This window comes from Halobaculum sp. XH14, assembly GCF_032116555.1.
GTDB lineage: Archaea > Halobacteriota > Halobacteria > Halobacteriales > Haloferacaceae > Halorarum > Halorarum halobium.
Genome location: NZ_CP134949.1, coordinates 798737 through 819999 on the forward strand (window position 1 = coordinate 798737; position 21263 = coordinate 819999).

The following is a 21263-nucleotide window of genomic DNA, read 5'->3' on the forward strand; positions in this document are numbered from 1 at the left end:
CGCGACGGGCAGGGTCGGCTACTCCGCTTGCGAACCGGCGGTGCCGGGGTCGTCGTGGGGCACCAGGCCGGTCGCCATCAGCCGGCGCACGATGACGACGAGCCCGTTGTCGAACCCGCGCCCGAACACCGCCTGCTCGCGTCCCTCTCCGTCGGTCCCGGTCCGGTGGCCCGAGCTCACGAGGATGGTGGACCGGTCCACGAGGAGCAGCCGCGTGATCTCCGTGTCGTCGTCGGTGCCCGCCGCGGCACTGAGCCAGTCCAGCCCGGAGACGAACACCTCCGCGCCCGGGACGACGTCCCTGATCCGCTCGCGGAGCGCCTCGTCGACGGTCCCGAGGACGACGTCGACGCCCCGCTCTTGGGCCTCCCTGAGGCGCTCGGCGAGTTCGTCGGTCAACACCGCATCGTCGCCGACGACCATGACGAGTTCCCCCTCGGCCTCGTCGATCAGCCCTTGGGTCCGGTTCGTGATCGTGTTCTCGCCCGAGAGCGCCCACACCTCGTGGGAGACTTCGGCGTCGTCGTCGTTGGTCGCCGGGTCGACCCCGCGGAGCGCCTCCACGAGGACGTCGGTCCGCGACTCGTACTCGCGCCGGAGCGTCGCCGCCGCCTCGTCGATCGAGACCGCGCGGAACCGCTGCGGGCTGGAGTGCTGGACGTCGACGAGCCCCTTCGTTTCGAGCACCCGGACCGCGTCGTAGACGCGCGTCCGGGGCACGTCGGAGATCTCGCTGATCTCCTTTGCCGTCCCCCCGGACAGCCGCGAGAGCGCCACGAACGCCTTCGCCTCGTACTCCTTGAGCCCGAGCTGCTGGAGCAGTTCGATCGCCTGCTGTTGATTCGTGAGTTCTTCCATGGGTCCCAACCATCGCCACCGGCGACCGGTAGCACGTCTGGACACTGCGGCTCCCAGCGGAAAGGGGTTTCCGCTCGTTTAGTGCAGTGACGAGTGACAGCTGGCTCCTCCAGAGCGACCTTTCAGACCGGCACGACTGTTGGCGTCGTGGCGTCGACAGGTATTGTGACTGCAGGAGTGACAGAACAGAAAGACGATTGTAGGCCCGTCAACCGTCCGAAATCGATTGAAAGAACATTCACTCAGTTACTCACAATACAAATATACGCCGGGCGACGAAACGGTCCGCTGGCGCACGGCTCCGGGACGGGTCCCAACCTCTCCAGTGCTGTGCGTCGTGCCTCCCCGACGGGGAGGTTTCACACACGAGAGGAGGAAGTGGACACATGGCTCCCGATTCCACGGACGAACCGCGGTCGGTCGTGCTGGAGCAACTCGAGGCGTTCGGGCTGAGCGCCTACGCCGTGCGGACGTTCGCCGCGCTGGTCAGCCTCGGCGACGGAACGGCCCAGGACGTGAGCGACGTGGCTGACGTGCCGCGGACCCGGGTGTACGACGCGGTCGAGGAGCTTCGGACGCGGCGACTGGTCGACGTCCAGCAGTCGACGCCCAAGCGGTTCTGGCCCATCTCTTCGGAGACCGCCGGCAGGCAGTTCGACCGGGAGTACTCGTATCGCGTCGACGCGCTGGTGGCGGCACTCGACGAACTCGAGCCGATCACCCGGTCGGAGGAACAGCGCGGCGTCTGGACGGTCACCGGTCGCCGGACCGTCTCCGATCGGGTCGTCGAGTTCATCGAGTCGGCCGAGGAGTAGGTCGTGTTCATGACCGTGACGGAGCTGTTGACAGAGGACGTCATCGAGGCGCTAGCCTCGGCGAGCGCGCGCGGCGTCCCCATCAAGGTGGGCGAGATGTCCGACTCCGTCGAGAACGAGATCGGCGAGGAGCTGCTGGACGCGGAACTGTTCGACTCGCTGTGGGAGTGGTCGGACACCCCCGCCGGGCGGCTCCTGATGATCGACACGCGAAAGACGCTCGCGAGCGTCCTCGCCGAGAGCGACTCGGGTCCGTCGGCGGAAGCGGTGGAGGAAACGGCCATCTGGAGGTCCGGCACGAAAAACAGCCTGGTCACCGTCCTCAGGGCCGTGTTCACCTGGAAACTCGATGGCACGCGGGCAGGGGAGTGATGTTACCCGGATTCTCACAAAACCTCTTTACCCGTTCATACCCTGCAATGTACTCAGGTGGGACCCGCACGGACGGTGGTGGCCGATTATCCCGGATGCCATGGCCGTCTCCTTACCGGAAGATCACAATCATGGACGATCACGAACTACCCGTCGACACTGACGTATCGGAGCCGATCTCGCCCCCTGGACCGGATACTGCCGACGACACCTACCGGAGCCAGTGCCCCGAGGACGCGACGGTCGGCGTGGGCGTCGTCGAGGCCGTGGCGTCCGCGACCGGCCGGGACCCCCTGGACCTGCCGTCGCTCGAGCACCACGTCGACAGCGAGGCCCTGGACGCGCTCGTCGAATCGGCGGCGGCCGGGAGCGACCTTCGCGTCTCGTTCGACTACGCCGGGGTCGACGTCGTCGTCCGTGCGGGCGGCGAGATCGTGGCCTCGTTCCGACGAGTCGGTCCCGCGTGACGCGGGTCGACCGATCGGTCACGGGACGACGTGCTCGTCCGTGAAGACGGTCAAGAGCGCGTCGAGCGCGTCCCCGCCCTGATACCGGATCGTCCCGCTCCGGGCGTCGAACTCGACGACGCCGGCGCCCCTCAATTTCGGGAGATGAACGTGGTGTAACTCGACCCGTAGCCGTTCGCCCGGCGCGTTCACGGCCGGTTCACCCGGGCCGTCCAGCGCCATCCGATCGACGAGTTCCCGGACCGAGATCGCCCCGTCCTCCTTTTCGACCAGGTGGCGGAGGATCCGTCGTCTCGTTCGGTCGGCCAGCAGTTCCAGAGCGACGTCGGTCGAGAGGTCCGGTTCGGTGGTCGTCATGGGGTGTACGACCATGCCCACCCTCAACCGTGCTATTTGTGAACATGGGTGGTCGAAAGGTGCCCCTCCGCAGGGAAGACACCCACGTTCACCCGAATCGTCACCACAGCGTGGGTGACCCCCCGAGGCCGCGGCGGCTCAGAACACGCCGAGCAGGAAGCCCACACCCATGACCCCGAGCACCGCCGCCGAGACGGTCGGGAAGTGCTCGGCGTAGCGCTCCATCCGCTCCTCGAAGCGCTCGTAGCCCGCGACGAGCGCGAGCGTCAGGGCGGTGATGACCCCGACGACCGTGAGCGCGTACGCGAGCATCAGGCCGAGACAGTGGTCCGACCCGGCGCAGATGGCGATGATCTCGAACTCCTCCTCGTGGGCGAACCCGAGGACGAACGCCGAGACGGCGATGCCGGAGAGCCCCTCGTCGGCCGAGAGCGACCCGTGGCCGTGCGAGCGCCCCTCGTCCGGGGTCGCCTGCTCGGACGGACCGTCGTCGCCCTCGACGGCCGTGACGCTCACGGCGTCGTGAAGTCGACCGGGCCCGGTCGCGTCCCCGTCGTGTTCGTGGGTGCGTTTCGTCTCGTCGTGGGAGTGGCCGCCGCCGTGCCCGTGACCGTCCCCGTGGGAGTGCCCGTCGCCGCCGTGCGAGTGGCCGCCCCCGCGGTACTCGCGGACCGCGAGCAGGAGCAGGAGGACGCCGGCGACGACGCCGACGGGCGAGCCGATCTGGACGCCCGCGACCCGCAGCGATTCGTTCAGCCCCTCCGGGTTCAACTGCGCCTTCAGCAGGAAGAAGGCGAGGACGACGGCCAGGCTGGAAATCAGGTGGCCGACGCCGATGACGAGGCCCGCGACGAGCCCCGACAGCCAGGCGTTCGTCCGGTCGAACGCGTACGCCGCCGCGATGGGCCAGCCGTGGCCGGGTTCCGCGCCGTGGACCGCGCCGAGCGCGAGCGCCCCGAGCAGCAGCCCCGGGGCGACGTCGTGGAGCATGGACGGTGCTCGGCGTCGCCCGGGCAAGAGGGCTGTTATGACCCGATCGCGGGGTGCGTAATACCGAAACGCCGAACCGCCGGGAGGACGGAGTTGCGGGCATGCGAACGAGCCTGAACGTCCCGGACGGGGCGCTCGCGGAGTTCGACGCCGTCGCGGAGGCCGAGGGGTTCGACTCCCGCTCGCGGGCGGTCCGGGAGGCGATGGCCGAGTACGTCGAGCGACACAGCAGGCTGGAGGACGCGACGGGCGAGGTCGCCGCAGTCGTCGCGTTCGATTACGTCCACGATGAGGTGATCCACGACCTGCACGACGTCCAGCACGAGTACGGGGACGTGATCACGACGACCTCGCACGTCCACCAGGAGGGCTGGTGTCTGGAGTCGGTGTTCTGTCGGGGCGACGTCGACCGGGTCCGCGAACTGGTGTATCGCCTGCGCGACTTCGACGCCGTCCGGCGGGTCCGCGTCCTCTCGCTCGTCGACGGCGACGACCGGTAGCCCGGCGGAGTCCTCGGCCGAGTGTCCTGGGGGAGTCCGGCGTGGTCGTCGGTCGAGCGTCCCGGTTCCTGGTCCCCGGCGGGCATCCCGTGGCCGCCACGGCTCGGGCGGTCGGGGACCCGCCACCACCCCTTTGCCCGCGCGGACTCGTGTTGGCGTATGGTCACGGCGACCGTCGCGTCCATCCACCGCGTGACGCCGAACGTCAAACAGTTCCGCCTCCGCGCACCCGGCCACACCTTCGAGTACGAACCCGGCCAGCACACGACCGTCCACTTCGAGCGGGACGGCGAGGAGGTCGTCCGGCCGTACACCCCGACGAGTCGGCCCGGGACCGACGAACTGACGCTGGCGATCAAACGCTACGACGACGGGACCGCGTCGGTCTGGATGCACGAGCGCGAACGCGGCGACGAGGTCGAACTCGGCGACATCGAGGGGAACCTCCACCTGCGGGACACAGGCCGCGACGTCGCCCTCGTCGCCACCGGGACGGGAATCACGCCGATGATGGCGATGCTGAAGGAGTACGTCGACCGCGGGGCGGGCGAGGCCCGCTTCTACTTCGGAGAGACGGACCAGGAGCACGTCATCTACCGCGAGACGCTCGACCAGTTCGACGCCGACTACGGCGACGTCCACGTGACCTACTCGCTCTCCCGGGAGGACTGGAACGGGCCGACGGGGCACGTCCAGGAGCACGTCGTCGACGACGTCGGCGACGAACTCGACCCCGGGACCACGGATTTCTACGTCTGTGGCGTCCCGGGGATGGTCGTCGAGACGACGGACGACCTCGCGGACGCCGGCGTCCCCGACGAGAACGTCTACACCGAGGGCTGGGAGCGCGACGAGGTCGCGGAGGAGTGACGTGAATCACCCGGGAGGCCAGGCCGTGCGACGACGTCGGGTGGCCCCCGGCCGCGACTATGGTCGGTCCTCCCGGTCCCGCCGCGCCGCCCGTTCCGCGGACGAGCGGTCGGTGACGGTCGCGGCGTCCCGCTTCCGCTCGCCCCGAACGAGGGCGGAGAGGACCAGCGACGCGGCGACGGCGAACGCCAGGAACACCACCAGGAAGGCGGCCTCGGCGGCCATCTACCCGAAGAACACGTCCACGAGGTCGCTCCCCGAGGAGCCGACGTCGCGGTAGAGTTCCGAGTATCCGCAACTGGTGCAGGAGACGACCCTGAACTTGTTCGTCTGGATGTCGAACATCTTCGACAGGCCGCCGCCGGTGGTCGAGATGCTCCCGACCTCGGCGTCGGTGTGTCCACACTTGGGGCAGCCGTCGTCGTTCGTGGAGGGCTCGGACGCCATGGGTGCGGATTGTCTGTGGGGTGGAATGAATTTACCGCTTCACCCGCCGAGCGAGTTGTTCGCGACCCGGTTCCCCGACGACCTCACGAGCGAGACGCCGCGGGCGTTGTTCAACCCGACGTTGCCGACGACCTCGTTGCCGTCGCTCGAAATCAGGAGGATGGCAGTGTCGCCGCTCCCCCGAACGGCGTTGTCGGCGATCCGGTTGTCGTCGCTGGAGCGGAGGCGGACGCCGACCTCGTTCGACGCGGCGACGGTGTTCGAGACGACGTTCCCGTTCGAGCGGTCGGCGAGAAAGATCCCGTAGAACCGGTTCGACACGCGGTTGCGATGGAGGCGGTTCCCGGTCGATGCGGAGAGCCAGACTCCGGCGATTCGGTTCCCGCTTGCGACGTTCCGGGTCACGGCGTTGTCGTGGACGCCGATCAGGACGATCCCGAACTCGTTGTTCGAGGCGACGTTGTTCACGAGCGTGTTGTCCCGCACGCCGCCCTCGACGAGGTGGATGCCGTACAGCGCGTTGTCGGTCGCGGTGTTGTTCGCCAGCGTGTTGTTCGCGCCGGATTCGAGCAGCGAGATGCCGCGGAGGCGGTTCCCGCGGGCGACGTTGTCCGCGACGTGGACGTCGCGGGCGTTCAACAGCGAGAGCCCGACTCGATTGGTCGCGGTCGTCGCGTCGACGACGGCGCCGCCGTCGACCCCGATGTAGCGTATCCCGTCGTCCCAGTCGGTAACCGTCACGTTTCGCACGGTCACGTTCGACGCGGGTTCGTCCCCGTCCGCCCGGACGACGACCCCGGCGGTCCCGAACGTCCCTCTCCCGTCGACGCGGTGGCCGCCGCCGGCAAGGACGACGTCGTCCGCCTGGATGCGGATGCAGGTGTCGGCCCCCCTGTCGGTGAGGTTCCGGTCGAGCACGTACCTGCCGGACTCGGTGATCTCCGTACACGAGTCGATCGTCGTCGCCGGCCGGGCGTCGCCGGTCGACCCATCGGGACGGAGCGTGGACGCGCCGTAGACGGCGCTCGCGACCGCGAGTGTCAACAGCAGGAGGACCGCTCCAGCCCGTACGGGGTCCTCAGGGAGCGACATTCCGTCCCGATTCGACGCGAACGTCAATAGATGTGACGCGGCCCGCGTGCGAGCCGACGGCGAGGAGACGCTTCCCGATTCAGCCCGCTGGTCGGTCCGCTACTCCCCGAACTTCTCGACCTCGCGCTCGCGCAGTTCGATGCGGCGCGTCTTCCCCGAGGACGTCTTGGGCAGTTCGTCAACGTACTCGACCCGCCGGGGGTACTTGTACGGCGCCGTCTCGGCTTTCATGTACTCCTGCAGCTCGTCGGTCAGCCCCTCGCTCCCCACGTGGCCGTCGGCGAGCACGACGTACGCCTTCACGACGTTGCCCCGCTCGTCGTGCGGGGAGGCGACGGCCGCCGCCTCCGCGACCGCCTCGTGGCTCACCAGCGCGTCCTCCACCTCGAACGGGCCGATGCGGTAGCCCGCCGAGAGGATGATGTCGTCCGCGCGCCCCTCGAAGAAGAAGTAGCCGTCCTCGTCGCGGCTGGCGAGATCGCCCGTCCGGTAGTAGTCGCCCGAGAACGTCTTCTCGTCCAGTTCCGGCTTGTCGTAGTAGCCGTCGAAGATGCCCGGGTTGCCGACCGGGACGGCGATCTCGCCGATCTCGCCCGTCCCGACCTCGGTCTCCTCCTGGGTGTCGATGATGGTCGTCTCCAGGCCCGGCGTCGGCTTGCCCATCGAGCCCTCCTTCACGTCGATGCCGGGGTAGTTGGAGACGAGACACACCGTCTCGGTCTGCCCGTAGCCGTCGCGGGGCGTGATGCCGTAGGCGTCCTGGAGCGCCTCGATGGGCTCCCGGTTGAGCGGTTCGCCCGCCGAGAGCGCCTCTGTCAGGTCCAGGTCGTACGCCGAGAGGTCCGTCTGGGTGAACATCCGGTACTGGGTCGGCACCGCACACAGGCGGGTGACGCCCTCCTCTTCCATCACCGAGAGGAACTCGTCGGCCTCGAACTCGCCCTCGTAGAGCAACTGCGAGGCCCCGACCGTGATGCCGACGCCGACCGGTGACCAGAACCACTTCGCCCAGCCGGTGCCCGTCGTGGCCCACAGCAGTTCCTCGTCGAGGTCGACCGGGTCCGAGCCATGCTCGCCCGGCGCCGTCGTCCCCTCGGCGGTCACGCCCCACCAGTAGGGCGCGTTCACGAGTTCGAACGCGCGCATCCAGCGGTGGCGGTGGAGGACGGGCTTCGGTTGCCCCGTGGTGCCGGAGGTGTAGTTGATGCTCATCGGGTCCGACGCGCCGACGTCCGGGCCGTCGTGGTCGTCGGACCGGCCCGCGAGCAGCTCCGCGAACGACTCCCGGCCGTCCGCCGAGCCGTCGCCCTCGACCACGACGACGGTGTCGACGGGCGTCTCGTCGACGACCGGCTCGACCATGTCGGTCAGGTCGTCGTGGACGACGACCGTCGTCGCCTCGCAGTCGTTCGCGCGGAACGCCAGATCCTTCGGCTTCAACATCGCCGAGCAGGGGACGAGCAGCGCGCCGCGCTTGAGCGCGCCGAGCTGGATGGCGAACACGTCGGGGTGGCGCGGCAGCAGGTGCATCACGCGGTCGCCCTTGCCGACGCCAAGATCCGCGAGCGCGTTCGCGAAGCGGTTCGTATCGCGCGCCAGGTCGGCGTACGTCCGCTCCTCGCGGCTCCCCTCGTCGTCGAGGAACGTCACCGCCGTCCGGTCGCCGTGGGCCTCGGCGTGGCCCTCCACGACCGAGGGGAGCGTGTAGTCCTCCGGGACGTCCCAGTCGAACTCCGAGACCGCCTGCTCGTAGGAGACTGACATACGAGTGTGGAGGAAACTGTCCGGGTTAATCGTTTGGGTGACGGTGACACGAGGCGGGGCAGCCCCCGCCGGCGTTTTCGACGTCGACCGGCCCCGACTGACGGCACGAACCGGCCCCGACTGGCGGCTTTTTGGTGCCGCGGGGCGACCCGCCACGCATGGAGTACACGACGCTCGGCGACACCGGGATGGAGGTCTCGAAGGTGTGTCTCGGCTGCATGAGTTTCGGCGACACCGACTGGCGCGACTGGGTGCTCGACGAGGAGGAGGGGATCGAACTCGTCGAGCGGGCCATCGACCTCGGGATCAACTTCTTCGACACCGCCAACATGTACTCCGAGGGCGGGTCCGAGCGCGTGCTGGGGAACGCGCTCTCGGAGTACGACCGGGACCGGTTCGTCGTCGCCACCAAGGGCTACTTTCGGATGGACGAGGACGACCCGAACTCGGGCGGGCTCTCCCGCAAGGCCATCGAGCAGGAACTCGACGCCTCGCTCGACCGGCTCGGGATGGAGACGGTCGACCTCTACCAGACGCACCGCTGGGACGAGACCGTCCCCATCGAGACGACGATGCGGGCGCTCGACGACGCGGTCCGGCGCGGGAAGACGCACTACGTGGGCACCTCCTCGATGTGGGCCCACCAGTTCGCCGAGGCGCTCCACACGAGCGAGCGGCTCGACCTGGACCGGTTTCAGACGATGCAGAACCACTACAACCTGCTGTACCGCGAGGAGGAGCGGGAGATGCTCCCGCTGTGTGAACGGGAGAACGTCGGCGTCATCCCGTGGTCGCCGCTGGCGCGCGGATGGCTCGCCAGGCCCCACGGGGAGGCCCGGTCGACGACGCGCGGGGAGTCGGACACGCACGCCCATGGGCACCCGTATCTGGAGGGGGGCGGGCGCGAGATCAACGAGCGCGTGGGGGAACTGGCCGCCGAGAAGGGCGTGAAGATGGCCCAGATCGCGCTGGCCTGGCTGTTCTCGAAGGAGGAGGTCGACGCGCCCATCGTCGGGACGACGAGCGTCGAGCACCTGGAGGACGCCGTGGAGGCGCTCGATGTGAGCCTCTCGGCCGGCGACGTCGCCTACCTGGAGGAGCCGTACGAGCCGGTTCGCGTCTCGGGCCACGACTGAGGCTCCCGCCTCCCGTCTCCCGTCTCCCGTTTCCTGTCTCCAGTCTCCCCGCCTCCGAACGCGCTAGCGACCGATTAACGACCAGTTTCGTGCACGTCGGGTTCGGTATGGATGGCATTACTATCCCAATGGGGACCCGTTCACGACCATGGGGTTCGTCTGGGTGTCCCAGTTCGAGTGTGCATCGTGCGGTGCGCGTGAGGCCACGACGCGGCTCCGGTACGACGACCTCGGCTACCCGGTGTGTCCGGGCTGTGGTCGGGGGCAGAACCCGGCACCCGACCGGGCGGCCGGTCACTGAGCCGGGGGCCGCCGGTCCGGATCGGGACCGGCCGATTGACGGTGCCGCGTCGCCTCCGGTCGAGCATGACCTGGGAGGAAGCGGGAGCCGTAGGGGCCTACACGGAGTACGAGCGGACGGACGGGCACGCGACGGTCAGGCTCCGCGAGCGGGCGAGCGGCGGGTTCGTCGTCCGGCTCGACCGTCTGGAACAGGCCGCCGACGGCCCGGAGTACCGACGCGAGACGCGCGGGGACCGCGAGTCCGCCGTGGCGCTCGCCGAGGCGTGGATGGACGAGTTTTCGGTCGAGAAGTGATGGCGACGCTGGATGAATCAACCGGCAGGCGCGCGTGACGCTCGCCCCCTCGTGGGGCGAGCACTCGCGCGCGAGGGATGAGACGCGCAGCGAGCCTGCGAGCGAGCATCGCAATCGGTTGGGGAGGGTGTGGCATCTAATCACCGCCAGCAGTAGTGGTCGGCGTGTTCATCTTGCCACTGCAGGTAACCCCCAGGAGTCCCACGCATTGACTCGAATCCCAACCAGCTAGTTCTGAAACCGCTTCGTCGTCTCGACCAGCGGGTGGCGCGCGTAGTCGACGACCTCGATGTCGCCGATCGAGGCGAGCCCCTCCTTTCGCGCGGTCTTTTGCATCCCCAGCTCCACCGGCTCGTCGATGCAGATGACGTAGGCGTCCATCTCGTCGATGTCGGCCCGGTCGGCGGCCATCACGCGGTGGTGGCCGTCCGCGAGCACGAGCGAGCCGTCGTTGTCGATGACGACGAGCGGCTCCGCGAGGCCGCGCTCCAGTTCGTAGTGTCGCCCCTCCAGTTCGTCGGCGTACACCCGGCCCTGCGTCGGGGTGAGCGACCCGAGGTCGACGGTCCGGCGCTCCTCGTCCGTGCTGACGCCGTGGATCTCCTCCAGGGTCCGCATCAGCTTCCCGACCTTCTCGGGCGTCGCGCGCTCGATGTGGCTGCGCACCACGTCCGTGTTCGAGATGATGCCGACGAGGTTGCCCGCGTCGTCGACGACCGGGAGCTTCTGGATGCCCGACCGGAGGATGACCCGCGCGGCGTCGGTGACGTTCATCTCCGGGTGCGCAACGATGATGTCGTCGGTCATCACGGTGAAAAGCGGCGCGTCGGGGTCCGCGAGCAGCAGGTCGCTCGCGCTGACGAACCCCACGACGGTCCGGCCGTCGGTCACCGGGAAGCCGTTGTGGCCGTCGCTCTCGGCGACCTTCTGGGCGACCTCGCGGACCGAGTCGTCGGGCGAGACGGTCGCCACGTCGCGGGTCATGTACTCCTTGACCTTGGCGCGGCGCGTGCCGAGCGTCAGGTCGGAGCCGCCGTTCATCGAACTCATGCTATCAGCGCCCGCGGGGCGGACGCGGTCGCTTCCGACTCCGGCGGTTCCGCCGGCCCCGTGGGCGTGCCCGACCGGAGTCGGGGTCGCTGGCCTGGATCCCGCATCTGCTCGCACGTCGCGCCCCAGGGGCATGAACGCTTAGGGTCACGTCGGAGCGGTCGCGGGCCGTCGAAGCCGTCTCAGTCGTCCTCCTCGGGGAACGAGACGGATCGCTCGGTGTCGTGGGTGGGCGCCGAGGGCGCGTCGGCCAGCGTCTCGAAGAACCGGCCGGCGATGACGTCGCGGACGATCTCGGCCACCGACTCCGCCTCGTCCTTCTCGACCTCGGCGAGGATGCCGAGCGGGACCTGCGCGCCGGCCATGTCGGCGTGGCCGCCGGCGCTGCCGATCTGACCGAGCGCGTCCCGAAGCGTCTCGCCAAGGTCGAGGTCGGCACCGCGGGTGCGGCCAGAAACGTACACCGTTCCCTCGGAAAAGCCGTACACGAGCGTCGTCGTGACGCCCTCCATGTCCAGCAGTTGCTCGGCGGCCTGGGCCAGCGCGTCGCGGTCCGAGAGCTCCCCGACGCAGGAAGCGACCGTCTCGCCCCGCGTCTCGCGGTTCCTGATGGCCCGCGCGATGACGTCGAGCACCTCCGAGCTGACGCTGGGCTCCTCGACGCGGGAGAGCACGTCCTGGTCGGTGTACGGCAGGAGGAACTCGGCGGCGTCGAAGTCCGCCCTGGCGGTCTCGCGGGTGAAGTCCTTCGTGTCGACGCGGATGCCGTACAGGAGCGCCGTCGCCACCTGCTCGTCGGGCTCCAGCCCGAACCGGTCCAGATACTCGGCGAGCAGCGTCGACGTCGCGCCCACGTCCGACCGGACGTCGATGAACTCCGCCTCGACGGGCACGCGCGGGGGGTGGTGGTCGACGACGATCGTCGGCCGGACGTCCCCGGGCAGGCCGTCGTTGATCCCGGGCCGCGAGTGGTCGACGAGCGCGAACGCGTCGTACGTCTCGCGCGGGTCGTCCTCGGGGTCCAGCTTCCGCATGTCGAGTTCGAGCAGGTTCACGAGCGCCCGGTTCTCCTGGTGGGAGATCTCGCCGTAGTAGCACGCCTCGGCTTCGATCCCGGCGAACTCCGCGATGCGGACGAGCGCGATCGCGGAGGCGATGGCGTCCGGGTCGGGGTTGTCGTGTGCCACCACCGCGAGCGTGCCCTCGACGCCCCGGAGCGCTCGCAACAGGTTCCACATCCGTTCTGCCGGCTCGTCGCGGGCCGCCGCCAGCACCCGATCCGTGGCGACTTGGATCGGGTCGATGACGTGATCCGAGAGCTCCGCGAGCGCCTGCAGGTCGGCCTCGTCGGCGTCGTCGCCGGCGTACGAGAGGATGAACGCGTCCGGGAACGCCGAGCGGGCCCGGTCGGCGACGGTGAGGTTCCTGGTCGCCACGTCGCCGGCGACGACGATCATCTCGGCCCGGTCCGGGTACGTCGAGGGGTCGGTCGGGTCCGCCTCCAGGGCGTCGACGTTCTCCTCGCGGAGCGCCGTCGCTCGGCCGCTGTCGTCGGTGACGACGTGGAGTTTGCCGGGCCGGTCGGCGAGCGACGCGACGATGTCGCGGCCGACCGCGCCACAGCCGAGGACCAGCCGACACATCACAGGGAATCGTCGCGGGCGTCCCGGAAAACCCTACCGTACTGGTCGCTTCAGCGGACGGGAGAAAAACTGGTGCCGGACCGACCGTCAGGGGATCAGCGCCGCCGCGGCGGCCTGGGCCGTCTCGATGACCGGCCCGAAGCCGGGCAGCAACAGCAGCGTCGCCACGGCCGCGAACAGCACCGCGGCGTACAGCGCCGTCGGCGTCGCGCCGAGTTCGAACTCCGTCTCGGGGTCGTCGAACCAGAGCGCCTTCACGACGCGGCTGTAGTAGAACAGCGACAGCGCGCTGTTGACCGCACCGACGGCGGCGAGCCACCAGTAGCCCGCGCCCACGGCGGCCGCGAACAGGAAGTACTTCGAGAAGAAGCCCCCGAACGGCGGCAGCCCCGCGAGCGAGAACATGAACACGGACATGGCGACCGACGCCATCGGCGCCCGCGTGCCGAGCCCCGCGTAGTCCTCGAACGTCCGGCCGATCTCCCAGTGCTCGGCGAGCGCGACGAACAGGAACGCGCCGGTGTTCATGAAGCCGTAGACGAGCAGGTGGGCCATCGCCGCACCCATCACGTCGCCGCCGGCGGAACCGGTCCAGGCGGCGAGGCCGATGAGCGCGTAGCCGGCGTGCCCGATGGAGGAGTACGCCAGCATGCGCTTGACGGTCTCCTGGGTCGCCGCGGCGAAGTTACCCAGCGTCATCGTCACGACCGCGAGGATCTGGAACAGGAGCACCCAGTCGACGGAGGCGACGACGTCGCCGCCCGCGAGCGGGAAGCCGACGACGAACACGCGGAACGCGAGCGCGAACCCGGCGGCCTTCGAGGCCGACGAGAGGAAGCCACTGATGGGTGCGGGCGCGCCCTCGTACGCCTCGGGCGCCCAGAAGTGGAACGGCACGGAGGCGGTCTTGAACGCGAACCCGCCGGCGATCATCAGGATGCCGATGGCGGCGACGCCCGCGAGCCCCTCGTCCGCCTCGGTCAGCGCGGCGGCGACGTCGGGCAGCAGGAGGCTGCCGGTCGCCGCGTACACCAGCGAGATGCCGAAGACGAACACTGCCGAGGAGAGCGCGCCGATGAGGAAGTACTTCAGCCCCGCCTCGACGCTCCCGCGGTTGCCCTTCAGGAACGAGACGAGCGCGTACGAGGGGAGCGAGGCCAGTTCGAGCGCGACGAACGCCACCGCGAGCGAGTTCGCCGAGGCCATCAGCGCCATCCCGGTCGCGGCAAACAGCGTGAGGCTGTAGAACTCCGCGCGGTGCGGGTCGTCGGCGAGGTAGTCGTAGCTCGCGACGACGACCAGCGCCGTCACCGAGGCGAACACCGCGGCGAAGAACAGCGACATGCCGTCGACGACGAGCGCCTCGCCGTACAGCGCGACGCTGTCCTCGGGACCCGAGAGCACGCCGGCAGCGCCCGTCAGCAGCGCGCCCGCCGCGCCGAGCGCCGCGAGCGAGCCGACCGTCGAGACGGCCGCGAGCAGCGTCGGCCTGTCCTCGGTCGGATACACCGCGTTGATGATCAACAGCAGCAGTCCGGTGGCCGCGAGCAGGACGGCGGGACCGAGCGCGACGAGGCCCGAGACGAGCGTCGCCATCTACGCACCACCCCCCAGCAGCGGGACGACCGCGTCGGTGATCATGCCGAAGAACGCCTCCGGGGCGACCCCCAGCGCGATGGTACACAGCAGGAGCACCGCGAGCGGCGCGGTGTCGTGGAACTTCGCGCGGGTCACCTCGTAGTCGGTTTCGAGGCGGAACGGGCCGAACAGCGTGCGCTGCATCGCCCAGAGCAGGTAGCCCGCGACGATGACGATGCCGAACATCGCCGCCGCGGTGAAAAGCGGCGCGGCCGGCAGGACCGTCGAGGCGAACGCGCCCTGGAAGATGAAGAACTCGGCGGCGAAGCCGGCCATCAGGGGCAGGCCCATGTAGCCGAATGCGCCGGCGACGAAGATGCCCGCGGTGACGGGCATCCGGTCTGCCATGCCGCCCATGTCGCCGAGCATGCGCGTGTGGGTGACGTTGTAGATGACGCCGACCGCCATGAACATCAGCCCCGAGATGAGCCCGTGGGCGACCATCTGGAACGTCGCGCCGCCGATGCCGAACTCGGTGTAGGCGACGAGTCCGAGGATGACGTAGCCCATCGAGGACACCGACGAGTAGGCGACGATGCGCTTGAGGTCCTGCTGGGCCAGCGCGAGCATCGCGCCGTAGATGACCGAGAGGACGGCGATGGCCGCGATTGGCACCGCGAGCGTCGCCGCGACGTCGGGTAGCATCGTGAAGTTGAACCGGAGCAGGGCGTACGTCCCCATCTTCAGGAGGACGCCCGCCAGCATCACCGAGGCGGGCGTCGGGGCCTCGACGTGGGCGTCGGGCAGCCACGTGTGGACCGGGACGACGGGAACCTTCACCGCGAAGCCGAAGAACATCGCGGCGAACGCGACGGTGGCGAGCGTGCCGGCGCCCATCCCGAGGAAGCCAGAGAGTTCACCCCCGCGGAGCGCCTGCGCGATGGCCGGCAGCCCGAAGCTGTCGACGGGGAGGTTGAACACGAGCGCCATGAAGCCGATGAACATGATCAGCGAGGCGACGTTCGTGTACACGAAGAACTTGATCGCCGCGTACTCGCGGCGCGGGCCGCCCCAGACCCCGATGAGGAAGTACATCGGGACGAGCACGGCCTCCCAGAAGACGAACCAGACGAAGAAGTCCAGCGCCGCGAACACGCCGAGCAGGTTCGCCTCCATGAACAGCATCAGCCCGTAGAACTGGCTCTGGCGCTCGTCGATGGGCGTCCACGCCGACAGGATCGCCAGCGAGGTGAGCACCGTCGAGAGGACGATCAGCGGGAGGCTGATCCCGTCGAGGCCGACGAACCACTGGAGCGTGTAGCCGCCGACGGTGAGCCAGTCGATCTGCGTCTCGAAGGCGAGCGATCCGCCCGACAGCAGGGCGTTGCCGGTCGCGTCGAACGCCGACCACATGTACAGGCTCCCGACGACCGGGAGCAGGCTGAGGCCGAAGCCGACGCGGCCGGCGTACTCGTCCGGCGAGAGGAACGTTGCCAGCGCGGCCAGGAACGTGAATCCGATGAGTGCTTCGAGTATCACAGCAACCACCCTCCGTAGATGCCGAAGGCGATGAGAAGGACCGTCAGGCCCAGCGTGACCAGCGCCGCGTAGTTACTGACGACGCCGGTCTGGATGCGGCGGATCCGCGAGCCCGAAAAGAGGCTCACGGAGGAGACGGCGTTGACCGCGCCGTCGACGACGCCCTGATCGAAGGTGTCCGCGGCCCGCGAGAGCGGGGCGACGACCCGGGTCGCCAGGAACACCTGGTACTCGTCCTGGTAGTAGTTGTTGTACAGCAGGTCCTGGACGGAGCCGAGCCGTGCGGTGTGCTCGTCGGGCTCCGGGACCGCGTACAGCGAGTATGCGAGTCCGGCCCCGACCAGCGCGAGCCCGAGCGAGACGACCGCGCCGCCGAGCACCGTGGCGAGTTTACTGCCGGCGACCGTGCCCGTGGAGTAGCCCGCGAAGTCGTGGACGAGGTCCCCGTAGTAGTGTGCGGTCAGTCCCTCGAAGCCCCCGTCGAGCCACGAGTGCAGGAAGTCGATGGGTGCGCCCGTGAGCACCTGGACCGGCACCATGTTGATGAAGCCGGCCGTCGCGGCGAGGACGCCGAGCACGACGAGCGGGGCCTTCACGTTCCAGCCGACCGCCTCGGGCGACTCGGCCTGTCCGGTCCGGGCGTCGCCGTGGAACGTGAGGAACACCATCCGGAACGTGTAGAACGCGGTCACCGGGACGGCGAGCAGGCCCATCGCGTAGCCCAGGAACAGCAGCGGCGTGCCGCCCAGGCCATGGGCGAGCGCCTCGTAGAGGATCTCGTCCTTCGACCAGAAGCCGGCGAACGGGAAGATGCCCGCGAGCGCCAGCGAGCCGGCGAGGAACGTGTAGTAGGTGACGGGCATCCTGTCCTTCAGCCCGCCCATGTCCCACATGTTCTCGTTGTGGTGCATCGCGATGATGACCGAGCCGGCACCGAGGAACAGCAGCGCCTTGAAGAACGCGTGGGTGAGCAGGTGGAACGTCGCCGCGACGTAGCCGCCCGCGCCCAGCGCGAGCATCATGTAGCCGTACTGTGAGATGGTCGAGTACGCGAGCACCTGCTTCAGTTCGCGCTTCACGATGCCCATCGACCCGGCGAACAGGGCGGTGAAGCCGCCGACCAGCGTGATGACGCCCAGCGCCGTCGGCGACACCGCGTAGAAGCCGTACATCCGGGCGACGAGGTAGACCCCGGCCGCGACCATCGTCGCCGCGTGGATGAGCGCGGACACCGGGGTCGGGCCCTCCATCGCGTCGGGCAGCCAGGTGTGGAGCGGGAACTGGGCGGACTTGCCGATCACGCCGCCCAGCACGAGCAGGCCGACGACCGTGAACCACGCCTCGGGACCGAGCCCCAGGAACGTGCTCACGGCTTCGGGCATCGCGGTCTCCGCATTCAGCGCGGCCGCAGCGAGCGCCGGGAACGAGTTCTCGCCCGCGAACTGCGCGGTGCCGAAGGTGGCGAAGACGGCGACGACGCCGACGAGGAAGAAGTAGTCCCCGAAGCGCGTCACCAGGAACGCCTTCTTCGCGGCCGAGGGCGGGCCGGCCTCCCGGAAGTGGAAGCCGATGAGCAGGAACGAGCAGAGCCCGACCAGCTCGAAGAACATGAACGCCATGAGCAGGTTGTCGGCGACGACGAACCCGAGCATGGACGCGGTGAACAGGCCGAGGCCGGCGTAGTAGCGCGGTAGGCCGGTCTCGCCCTCGTCGTTCATGTAGCCGAGCGAGAACACGTGGACCAGCAGCGCGACGAGCGAGACGATGACGAGCATCAGCGCCGCGAGCGGGTCGAGCAGCAGGCCGAAGGAGAGTTCGAGGTCGCCCGCGGCGGCCCACGTGTACAGCGTCTCGTCGTAGGCGTTCCCGCCGCCCACGGTCAGTGCGACCCACGCCGAGAGCAGCAGTGATCCGGCGGTCGCGGCGATGCCGGCGAACGCGCCGCCCTTCGGGAGGACGTCCGAGTCCTCGCCGGAGAGCGCGCCGCCGAGCGAGATGAGGAACGACAGGAACGGCAGCAGGACGATGGCCGGCGCGTAGTCGAATGCTCCCGCCATCTCACCACCTCATGGTCGTCGCGTCGGTGACGTCGACGCCCTCGAAGTTCCGGTACAGCACCAGGATGATACCGAGCCCGACCGCGACTTCCGCCGCGGCGAGCGCCATCGTGAACAGCCCGAACGTCTGGCCCGTGACGTTCCCCCAGTACTGGGAGAACGCGACGAGGTTGATGTTCGCGGCGTTGAGCATGAGTTCCACGGACATGAGGAACAGGAGCGCGTTCCGTCGGGTGAGCAGGCCGAACACGCCGATACAGAAGACGGCGGCGGCCAGCAGCAGGTAGTACTGCGGGGGGACCATCAGTCGCTCCCCCCGTCGGTGCGTTCGCTCGAATCACGGGACAGCGCGGTCTCGAGGACGCCCTCGTCGCCGCGCTTGGCGAGGAAGATGGCGCCGTCGATGGCGATGTCTAGCACGACGGCGATGACGAGGAACGCCACGAGGAACCCCTCGGCGGGGACGGGACCGCCGGTGATGTTGAACATCGCGTAGCCGATGCTCGCGGTGATCGACGCGCCCTCGGGGAAGCCGGCCGCCTCCTCGAGCGGGAACGACGAGGTGAGGAACACGAGCGCCATCACCACGAACAGCGCCACCGCCGCGAGGCCCGGTACGAGATGCGACCCGAGTTTCAGTTCGGGTTTCGACCCGCGTGCACCGTCCTGGCTCACGTGCGCGTCACCTCGGGTTCGGTCCCGGCTTCGTCGGTCCGCACGAGCATCACGGCGAACGTGATGAGCACGAGCACCCCGCCCACGTAGACGAGTATCTGCATGGCGGCGAGGAACTCCGCCTGCAGCATCACGTAGTGGACCGCGACGCTCAACAGGGCGACTCCCAGCAGGAGTGCGGAGTGCCACACGTCCCTGACCAGGACGACGCCCAGGCTGGCGCCCACCGTGACGAGGGCGAACAGCGCGAACGCGATAGTCTCTGCTACAACCATTACGCGACACTCCCGTCGGAGGGCGTTTGAAGGTTTCGAGAACGTTCCGCGCGTATGCGTGTGTGCGTGGCGATTACCGGTGGTGAGTTCCGGAGGGTTTTCCTCTCCGGTAGGCGTCTGTTACCGTTGGATTCCGTGTTGGAATTCAGTCGGTTGCGCGCGATTCTTTTGCCTGGAAATGGCGCGTGCGGGAGTCTTTGCCTCATATAGGCAGATTACTGCTGCTTGACCTAGGAGAGCCTCGCCCTCCCCAGCCGCTTGCGATGCTCGCTCGCAGGCTCGCTACGCTTCTCACCCCTCGCGCGCGAGTGCTCGCGCCACAGGGGCGCTCGCGTCACGCGCGCCGACCGCCAGCACGCGCTCGACCGCACCCCTGCTGCCAACGTACCCGCCGGCCAGCCGGACGAAAGTCAGGCCGGACTACCCACGGCGTGTACCTGCGGTAGTCGGGCCCGCGACGCTCGACCGACTTCCCGGCGGGTGGGAATGGAAGGGACCGCGGGGGCTTCCGAGGCGGTCCGAACGGGACGAGTGACCGAGTCGAGGGGTCAAACGTAGACGGGAGCTTTCGCGGCCATCACTACGGTAGTAGGGACTCAGCACCACACCATACCGAAAACTGCTCCAGAAAAACGCCGGAATCAGAAAACTACTGGTAGTCCAGTTCGCCCTCGCCCTCGCCGATCCAGGCGCCGCGATCCGGCTCGCGAGACGCGAGCGGGTCGATGCCCTTGTACCAGGGCACGTTCTTCAGTTCCTCCTTGTTGTACACGAAGTCGTCCTTCGTGTCCGCGGTGAACTCGAAGTTCTGCGTGAGCAGGATGGCGTCCACCGGGCAGACCTCCTCACACAGTCGGCAGTAGATGCACTGCCCGATGTGGAGGTTGTACTGCTCGCCGTTCCGCTGTTCGTCCATCACGATCTGGATCGTGTCGTTCGGACAGACGTTCTCACACTGGCGACACCAGATGCACCGCTCCTGTGAGAACTTGTGGACCCCGCGGAACCGGGGGCTGACTTCGGGCGCGACGTCCGGGTACTCCACCGTGAACGTCGTGCCGTCCAGTGCGTGCTTCATCGTGGTCGCCATGCCTTTGAGGATTCCAATCATGATTACGCGAGCACCCCCACGAGCACCGCGGTGAGGACGAGGTTAGCGAAGGACAGCACGAGCATGCCCTTCCAGCCGATCTCGATGAACTGGTCGACGCGGAGCCGCGGGATCGCCGAGCGCGCCCACTGGGTGAACAGGTAGAACGCCCAGATCTTCGCGGTGAACCAGACGATCCCCAGCGCCGCCGGGCCGGGCCCGGCCGGGCCGCCGAGGAACAGCGTCGCCGCGAGCGCGCCACCCAGGAAGATGTGGATGAACTCGCCCAGATAGATCAGCACGAAGTACACCGAACTGTACTCCGTCTGGTAGCCGGCGACGATCTCGGTCGGCGCCTCGGGGACGTCGAACGGGTTGCGCCCGACCTCCGCGAGGTTCGCTGCGATGAACAGCGCGAACGCGAACGGGTTCACGAACGCGAACCACATCGGGATCGAGACTCCGGCGATCGTGACGAACGGCTCGGCCTGCTGGGCGACGATCTGGCTCGTCTGGAGCGTCCCCGTGAACAGCACGACCGAGAGCGCCGTGATGACGAGCGGGATCTCGTAGGCGATGTTCGAGGCAACCGCGCGCAGCCCCCCAAGCAGCGAGTACTTGTTGTTCGACGCGTACCCCATCATCATCAGCCCGAGCGACGCGATCGAGGAGGCGGCGAACGCGAACGCGAGCCCCGTCTCGGGGTCCGCGAGCTGGATGCCGCTCCCCATCGGGATGACCGCGAAGCCGAGCAGCGCCGAGAAGGGGATGAGTATCGGTCCGAGGTCGTAGGCCGGCCGGTCAGCCCCGTCGGGGATGATGAGCTCCTTCGAGAGCAGGCGGACCGCGTCGGCGACGATGATGAACAGCCCGAACGGGCCGATACGGTTCACCGCGATGCGGTCCGTGAACGCCGCCGTGATCTTCCGTTTCGCCCACGGGCCGGCGACGGCCGTGTTGATGAGCAGGAAGTTGGCGACGAGGAACGCGCCGACGAGCGCGCCCACGATGTCCGCCGCCAGCCCGCCGAACGGGAGCAGTCCGGCGATGGTGTCGGGCAGCATCTGCTGGAGCACGACCCCCGCCATCAG

The 21263-nt window shown here is 68.7% G+C and carries 24 protein-coding genes; 7 read left to right on the top strand and 17 right to left on the bottom strand.

The genetic code is table 11. The annotated features are described in order from the left end of the window. Positions 1-18: 18 nt before the first annotated feature. A complete protein-coding gene (locus RJT50_RS04090; RefSeq protein ID WP_313694329.1) occupies positions 19-858 on the bottom strand; it encodes a TrmB family transcriptional regulator in 840 nt (279 codons plus the stop codon). A gap of 386 nt (positions 859-1244) precedes the next feature. Here RJT50_RS04090 and RJT50_RS04095 point away from each other — a divergent pair, with 386 nt between their 5' ends. From RJT50_RS04095 to RJT50_RS04105, 3 genes are all read left to right on the top strand, one after another. Then, a complete protein-coding gene (locus RJT50_RS04095; protein ID WP_313694330.1) occupies positions 1245-1673 on the top strand; it encodes a TrmB family transcriptional regulator in 429 nt (142 codons plus the stop codon). 9 nt (positions 1674-1682) lie between these two features. After that, positions 1683-2045 carry a hypothetical protein gene (locus RJT50_RS04100; protein ID WP_313694332.1) on the top strand — a complete coding sequence of 121 codons (363 nt, stop codon included), beginning with the start codon at positions 1683-1685 and terminating at the stop codon, positions 2043-2045. A gap of 131 nt (positions 2046-2176) precedes the next feature. Then, positions 2177-2512, top strand: coding sequence for a HalOD1 output domain-containing protein (locus RJT50_RS04105; RefSeq protein ID WP_313694335.1), 336 nt, complete (start codon positions 2177-2179; stop codon positions 2510-2512). A gap of 18 nt (positions 2513-2530) precedes the next feature. On the opposite strand, the gene RJT50_RS04110 is transcribed toward RJT50_RS04105, so the two are convergent. After that, on the bottom strand, positions 2531-2869 hold the full coding sequence (locus tag RJT50_RS04110) for a winged helix-turn-helix domain-containing protein (RefSeq protein WP_313694337.1): 339 nt from the start codon (positions 2867-2869) through the stop codon (positions 2531-2533). Between the two features lie 138 nt (positions 2870-3007). Further along, a complete protein-coding gene (locus RJT50_RS04115; protein WP_313694340.1) occupies positions 3008-3859 on the bottom strand; it encodes a hypothetical protein in 852 nt (283 codons plus the stop codon). Positions 3860-3960: 101 nt separating this feature from the next. Here RJT50_RS04115 and RJT50_RS04120 point away from each other — a divergent pair, with 101 nt between their 5' ends. Then, positions 3961-4359 carry a CopG family ribbon-helix-helix protein gene (locus tag RJT50_RS04120; RefSeq protein WP_313694342.1) on the top strand — a complete coding sequence of 133 codons (399 nt, stop codon included), beginning with the start codon at positions 3961-3963 and terminating at the stop codon, positions 4357-4359. A gap of 159 nt (positions 4360-4518) precedes the next feature. Beyond that, a complete protein-coding gene (locus RJT50_RS04125; RefSeq protein WP_313694343.1) occupies positions 4519-5229 on the top strand; it encodes a ferredoxin--NADP reductase in 711 nt (236 codons plus the stop codon). Positions 5230-5286: 57 nt separating this feature from the next. Here the strand turns inward: RJT50_RS04125 and RJT50_RS04130 are convergent, their stop codons facing one another. From RJT50_RS04130 to RJT50_RS04145, 4 genes are all read right to left on the bottom strand, one after another. Beyond that, complete coding sequence (locus RJT50_RS04130) at positions 5287-5454, bottom strand: DUF8143 family protein (protein ID WP_313694345.1); 168 nt, start codon at positions 5452-5454, stop codon at positions 5287-5289. After that, the gene (locus tag RJT50_RS04135; RefSeq protein ID WP_313694347.1) at positions 5455-5676 is read right to left on the bottom strand and encodes a zinc ribbon domain-containing protein; all 222 of its coding nucleotides are present in this window, start codon (positions 5674-5676) and stop codon (positions 5455-5457) included. A 39-nt stretch (positions 5677-5715) separates the two neighbouring features. Further along, the gene (locus tag RJT50_RS04140; protein WP_313694349.1) at positions 5716-6768 is read right to left on the bottom strand and encodes a right-handed parallel beta-helix repeat-containing protein; all 1053 of its coding nucleotides are present in this window, start codon (positions 6766-6768) and stop codon (positions 5716-5718) included. 99 nt (positions 6769-6867) lie between these two features. Beyond that, positions 6868-8532, bottom strand: a complete 1665-nt coding sequence (locus RJT50_RS04145; RefSeq protein WP_313694352.1) for an acetate--CoA ligase — start codon at positions 8530-8532, stop codon at positions 6868-6870. A 158-nt stretch (positions 8533-8690) separates the two neighbouring features. Here RJT50_RS04145 and RJT50_RS04150 point away from each other — a divergent pair, with 158 nt between their 5' ends. Both RJT50_RS04150 and RJT50_RS04155 read left to right on the top strand, forming a co-directional pair. Beyond that, complete coding sequence (locus tag RJT50_RS04150) at positions 8691-9668, top strand: aldo/keto reductase (protein ID WP_313694353.1); 978 nt, start codon at positions 8691-8693, stop codon at positions 9666-9668. 366 nt (positions 9669-10034) lie between these two features. Then, positions 10035-10265, top strand: coding sequence for a DUF7543 family protein (locus RJT50_RS04155; protein ID WP_313694355.1), 231 nt, complete (start codon positions 10035-10037; stop codon positions 10263-10265). A 228-nt stretch (positions 10266-10493) separates the two neighbouring features. Here RJT50_RS04155 and RJT50_RS04160 read toward each other — a convergent pair whose 3' ends face one another. The 10 genes from RJT50_RS04160 to RJT50_RS04205 form a co-directional block, all read right to left on the bottom strand. Next, the gene (locus RJT50_RS04160; protein WP_313695920.1) at positions 10494-11306 is read right to left on the bottom strand and encodes a CBS pair associated ParBc domain-containing protein; all 813 of its coding nucleotides are present in this window, start codon (positions 11304-11306) and stop codon (positions 10494-10496) included. A gap of 191 nt (positions 11307-11497) precedes the next feature. Then, positions 11498-12961 (bottom strand): DHH family phosphoesterase, encoded by a 1464-nt coding sequence (locus RJT50_RS04165; protein WP_313694356.1) that lies wholly within the window; start codon positions 12959-12961, stop codon positions 11498-11500. 84 nt (positions 12962-13045) lie between these two features. Further along, positions 13046-14554 (bottom strand): NADH-quinone oxidoreductase subunit N, encoded by a 1509-nt coding sequence (locus RJT50_RS04170; RefSeq protein ID WP_313694357.1) that lies wholly within the window; start codon positions 14552-14554, stop codon positions 13046-13048. Next, entirely contained in the window at positions 14555-16075 is a 1521-nt protein-coding gene (locus tag RJT50_RS04175; RefSeq protein ID WP_313694358.1) for a complex I subunit 4 family protein, read from the bottom strand. After that, a complete protein-coding gene (nuoL, locus tag RJT50_RS04180) occupies positions 16072-18132 on the bottom strand; it encodes an NADH-quinone oxidoreductase subunit L (protein WP_313694359.1) in 2061 nt (686 codons plus the stop codon). Before nuoL ends, RJT50_RS04175 begins: the two co-directional genes overlap by 4 nt. 1 nt (position 18133) lies before the next feature. Continuing rightward, entirely contained in the window at positions 18134-18436 is a 303-nt protein-coding gene (nuoK, locus tag RJT50_RS04185) for an NADH-quinone oxidoreductase subunit NuoK (RefSeq protein ID WP_313694360.1), read from the bottom strand. Continuing rightward, a complete protein-coding gene (locus RJT50_RS04190) occupies positions 18436-18807 on the bottom strand; it encodes a proton-conducting membrane transporter (RefSeq protein WP_313694361.1) in 372 nt (123 codons plus the stop codon). Before RJT50_RS04190 ends, nuoK begins: the two co-directional genes overlap by 1 nt. Further along, positions 18804-19082, bottom strand: coding sequence for an NADH-quinone oxidoreductase subunit J (locus RJT50_RS04195; protein ID WP_313694363.1), 279 nt, complete (start codon positions 19080-19082; stop codon positions 18804-18806). The genes RJT50_RS04190 and RJT50_RS04195 overlap by 4 nt, the downstream gene beginning before the upstream one ends. Positions 19083-19731: 649 nt before the next feature. Next, complete coding sequence (locus tag RJT50_RS04200) at positions 19732-20193, bottom strand: NuoI/complex I 23 kDa subunit family protein (protein WP_313694365.1); 462 nt, start codon at positions 20191-20193, stop codon at positions 19732-19734. 2 nt (positions 20194-20195) lie between these two features. Then, complete coding sequence (locus tag RJT50_RS04205; RefSeq protein WP_313694368.1) at positions 20196-21260, bottom strand: complex I subunit 1/NuoH family protein; 1065 nt, start codon at positions 21258-21260, stop codon at positions 20196-20198. Positions 21261-21263: the final 3 nt, after the last annotated feature.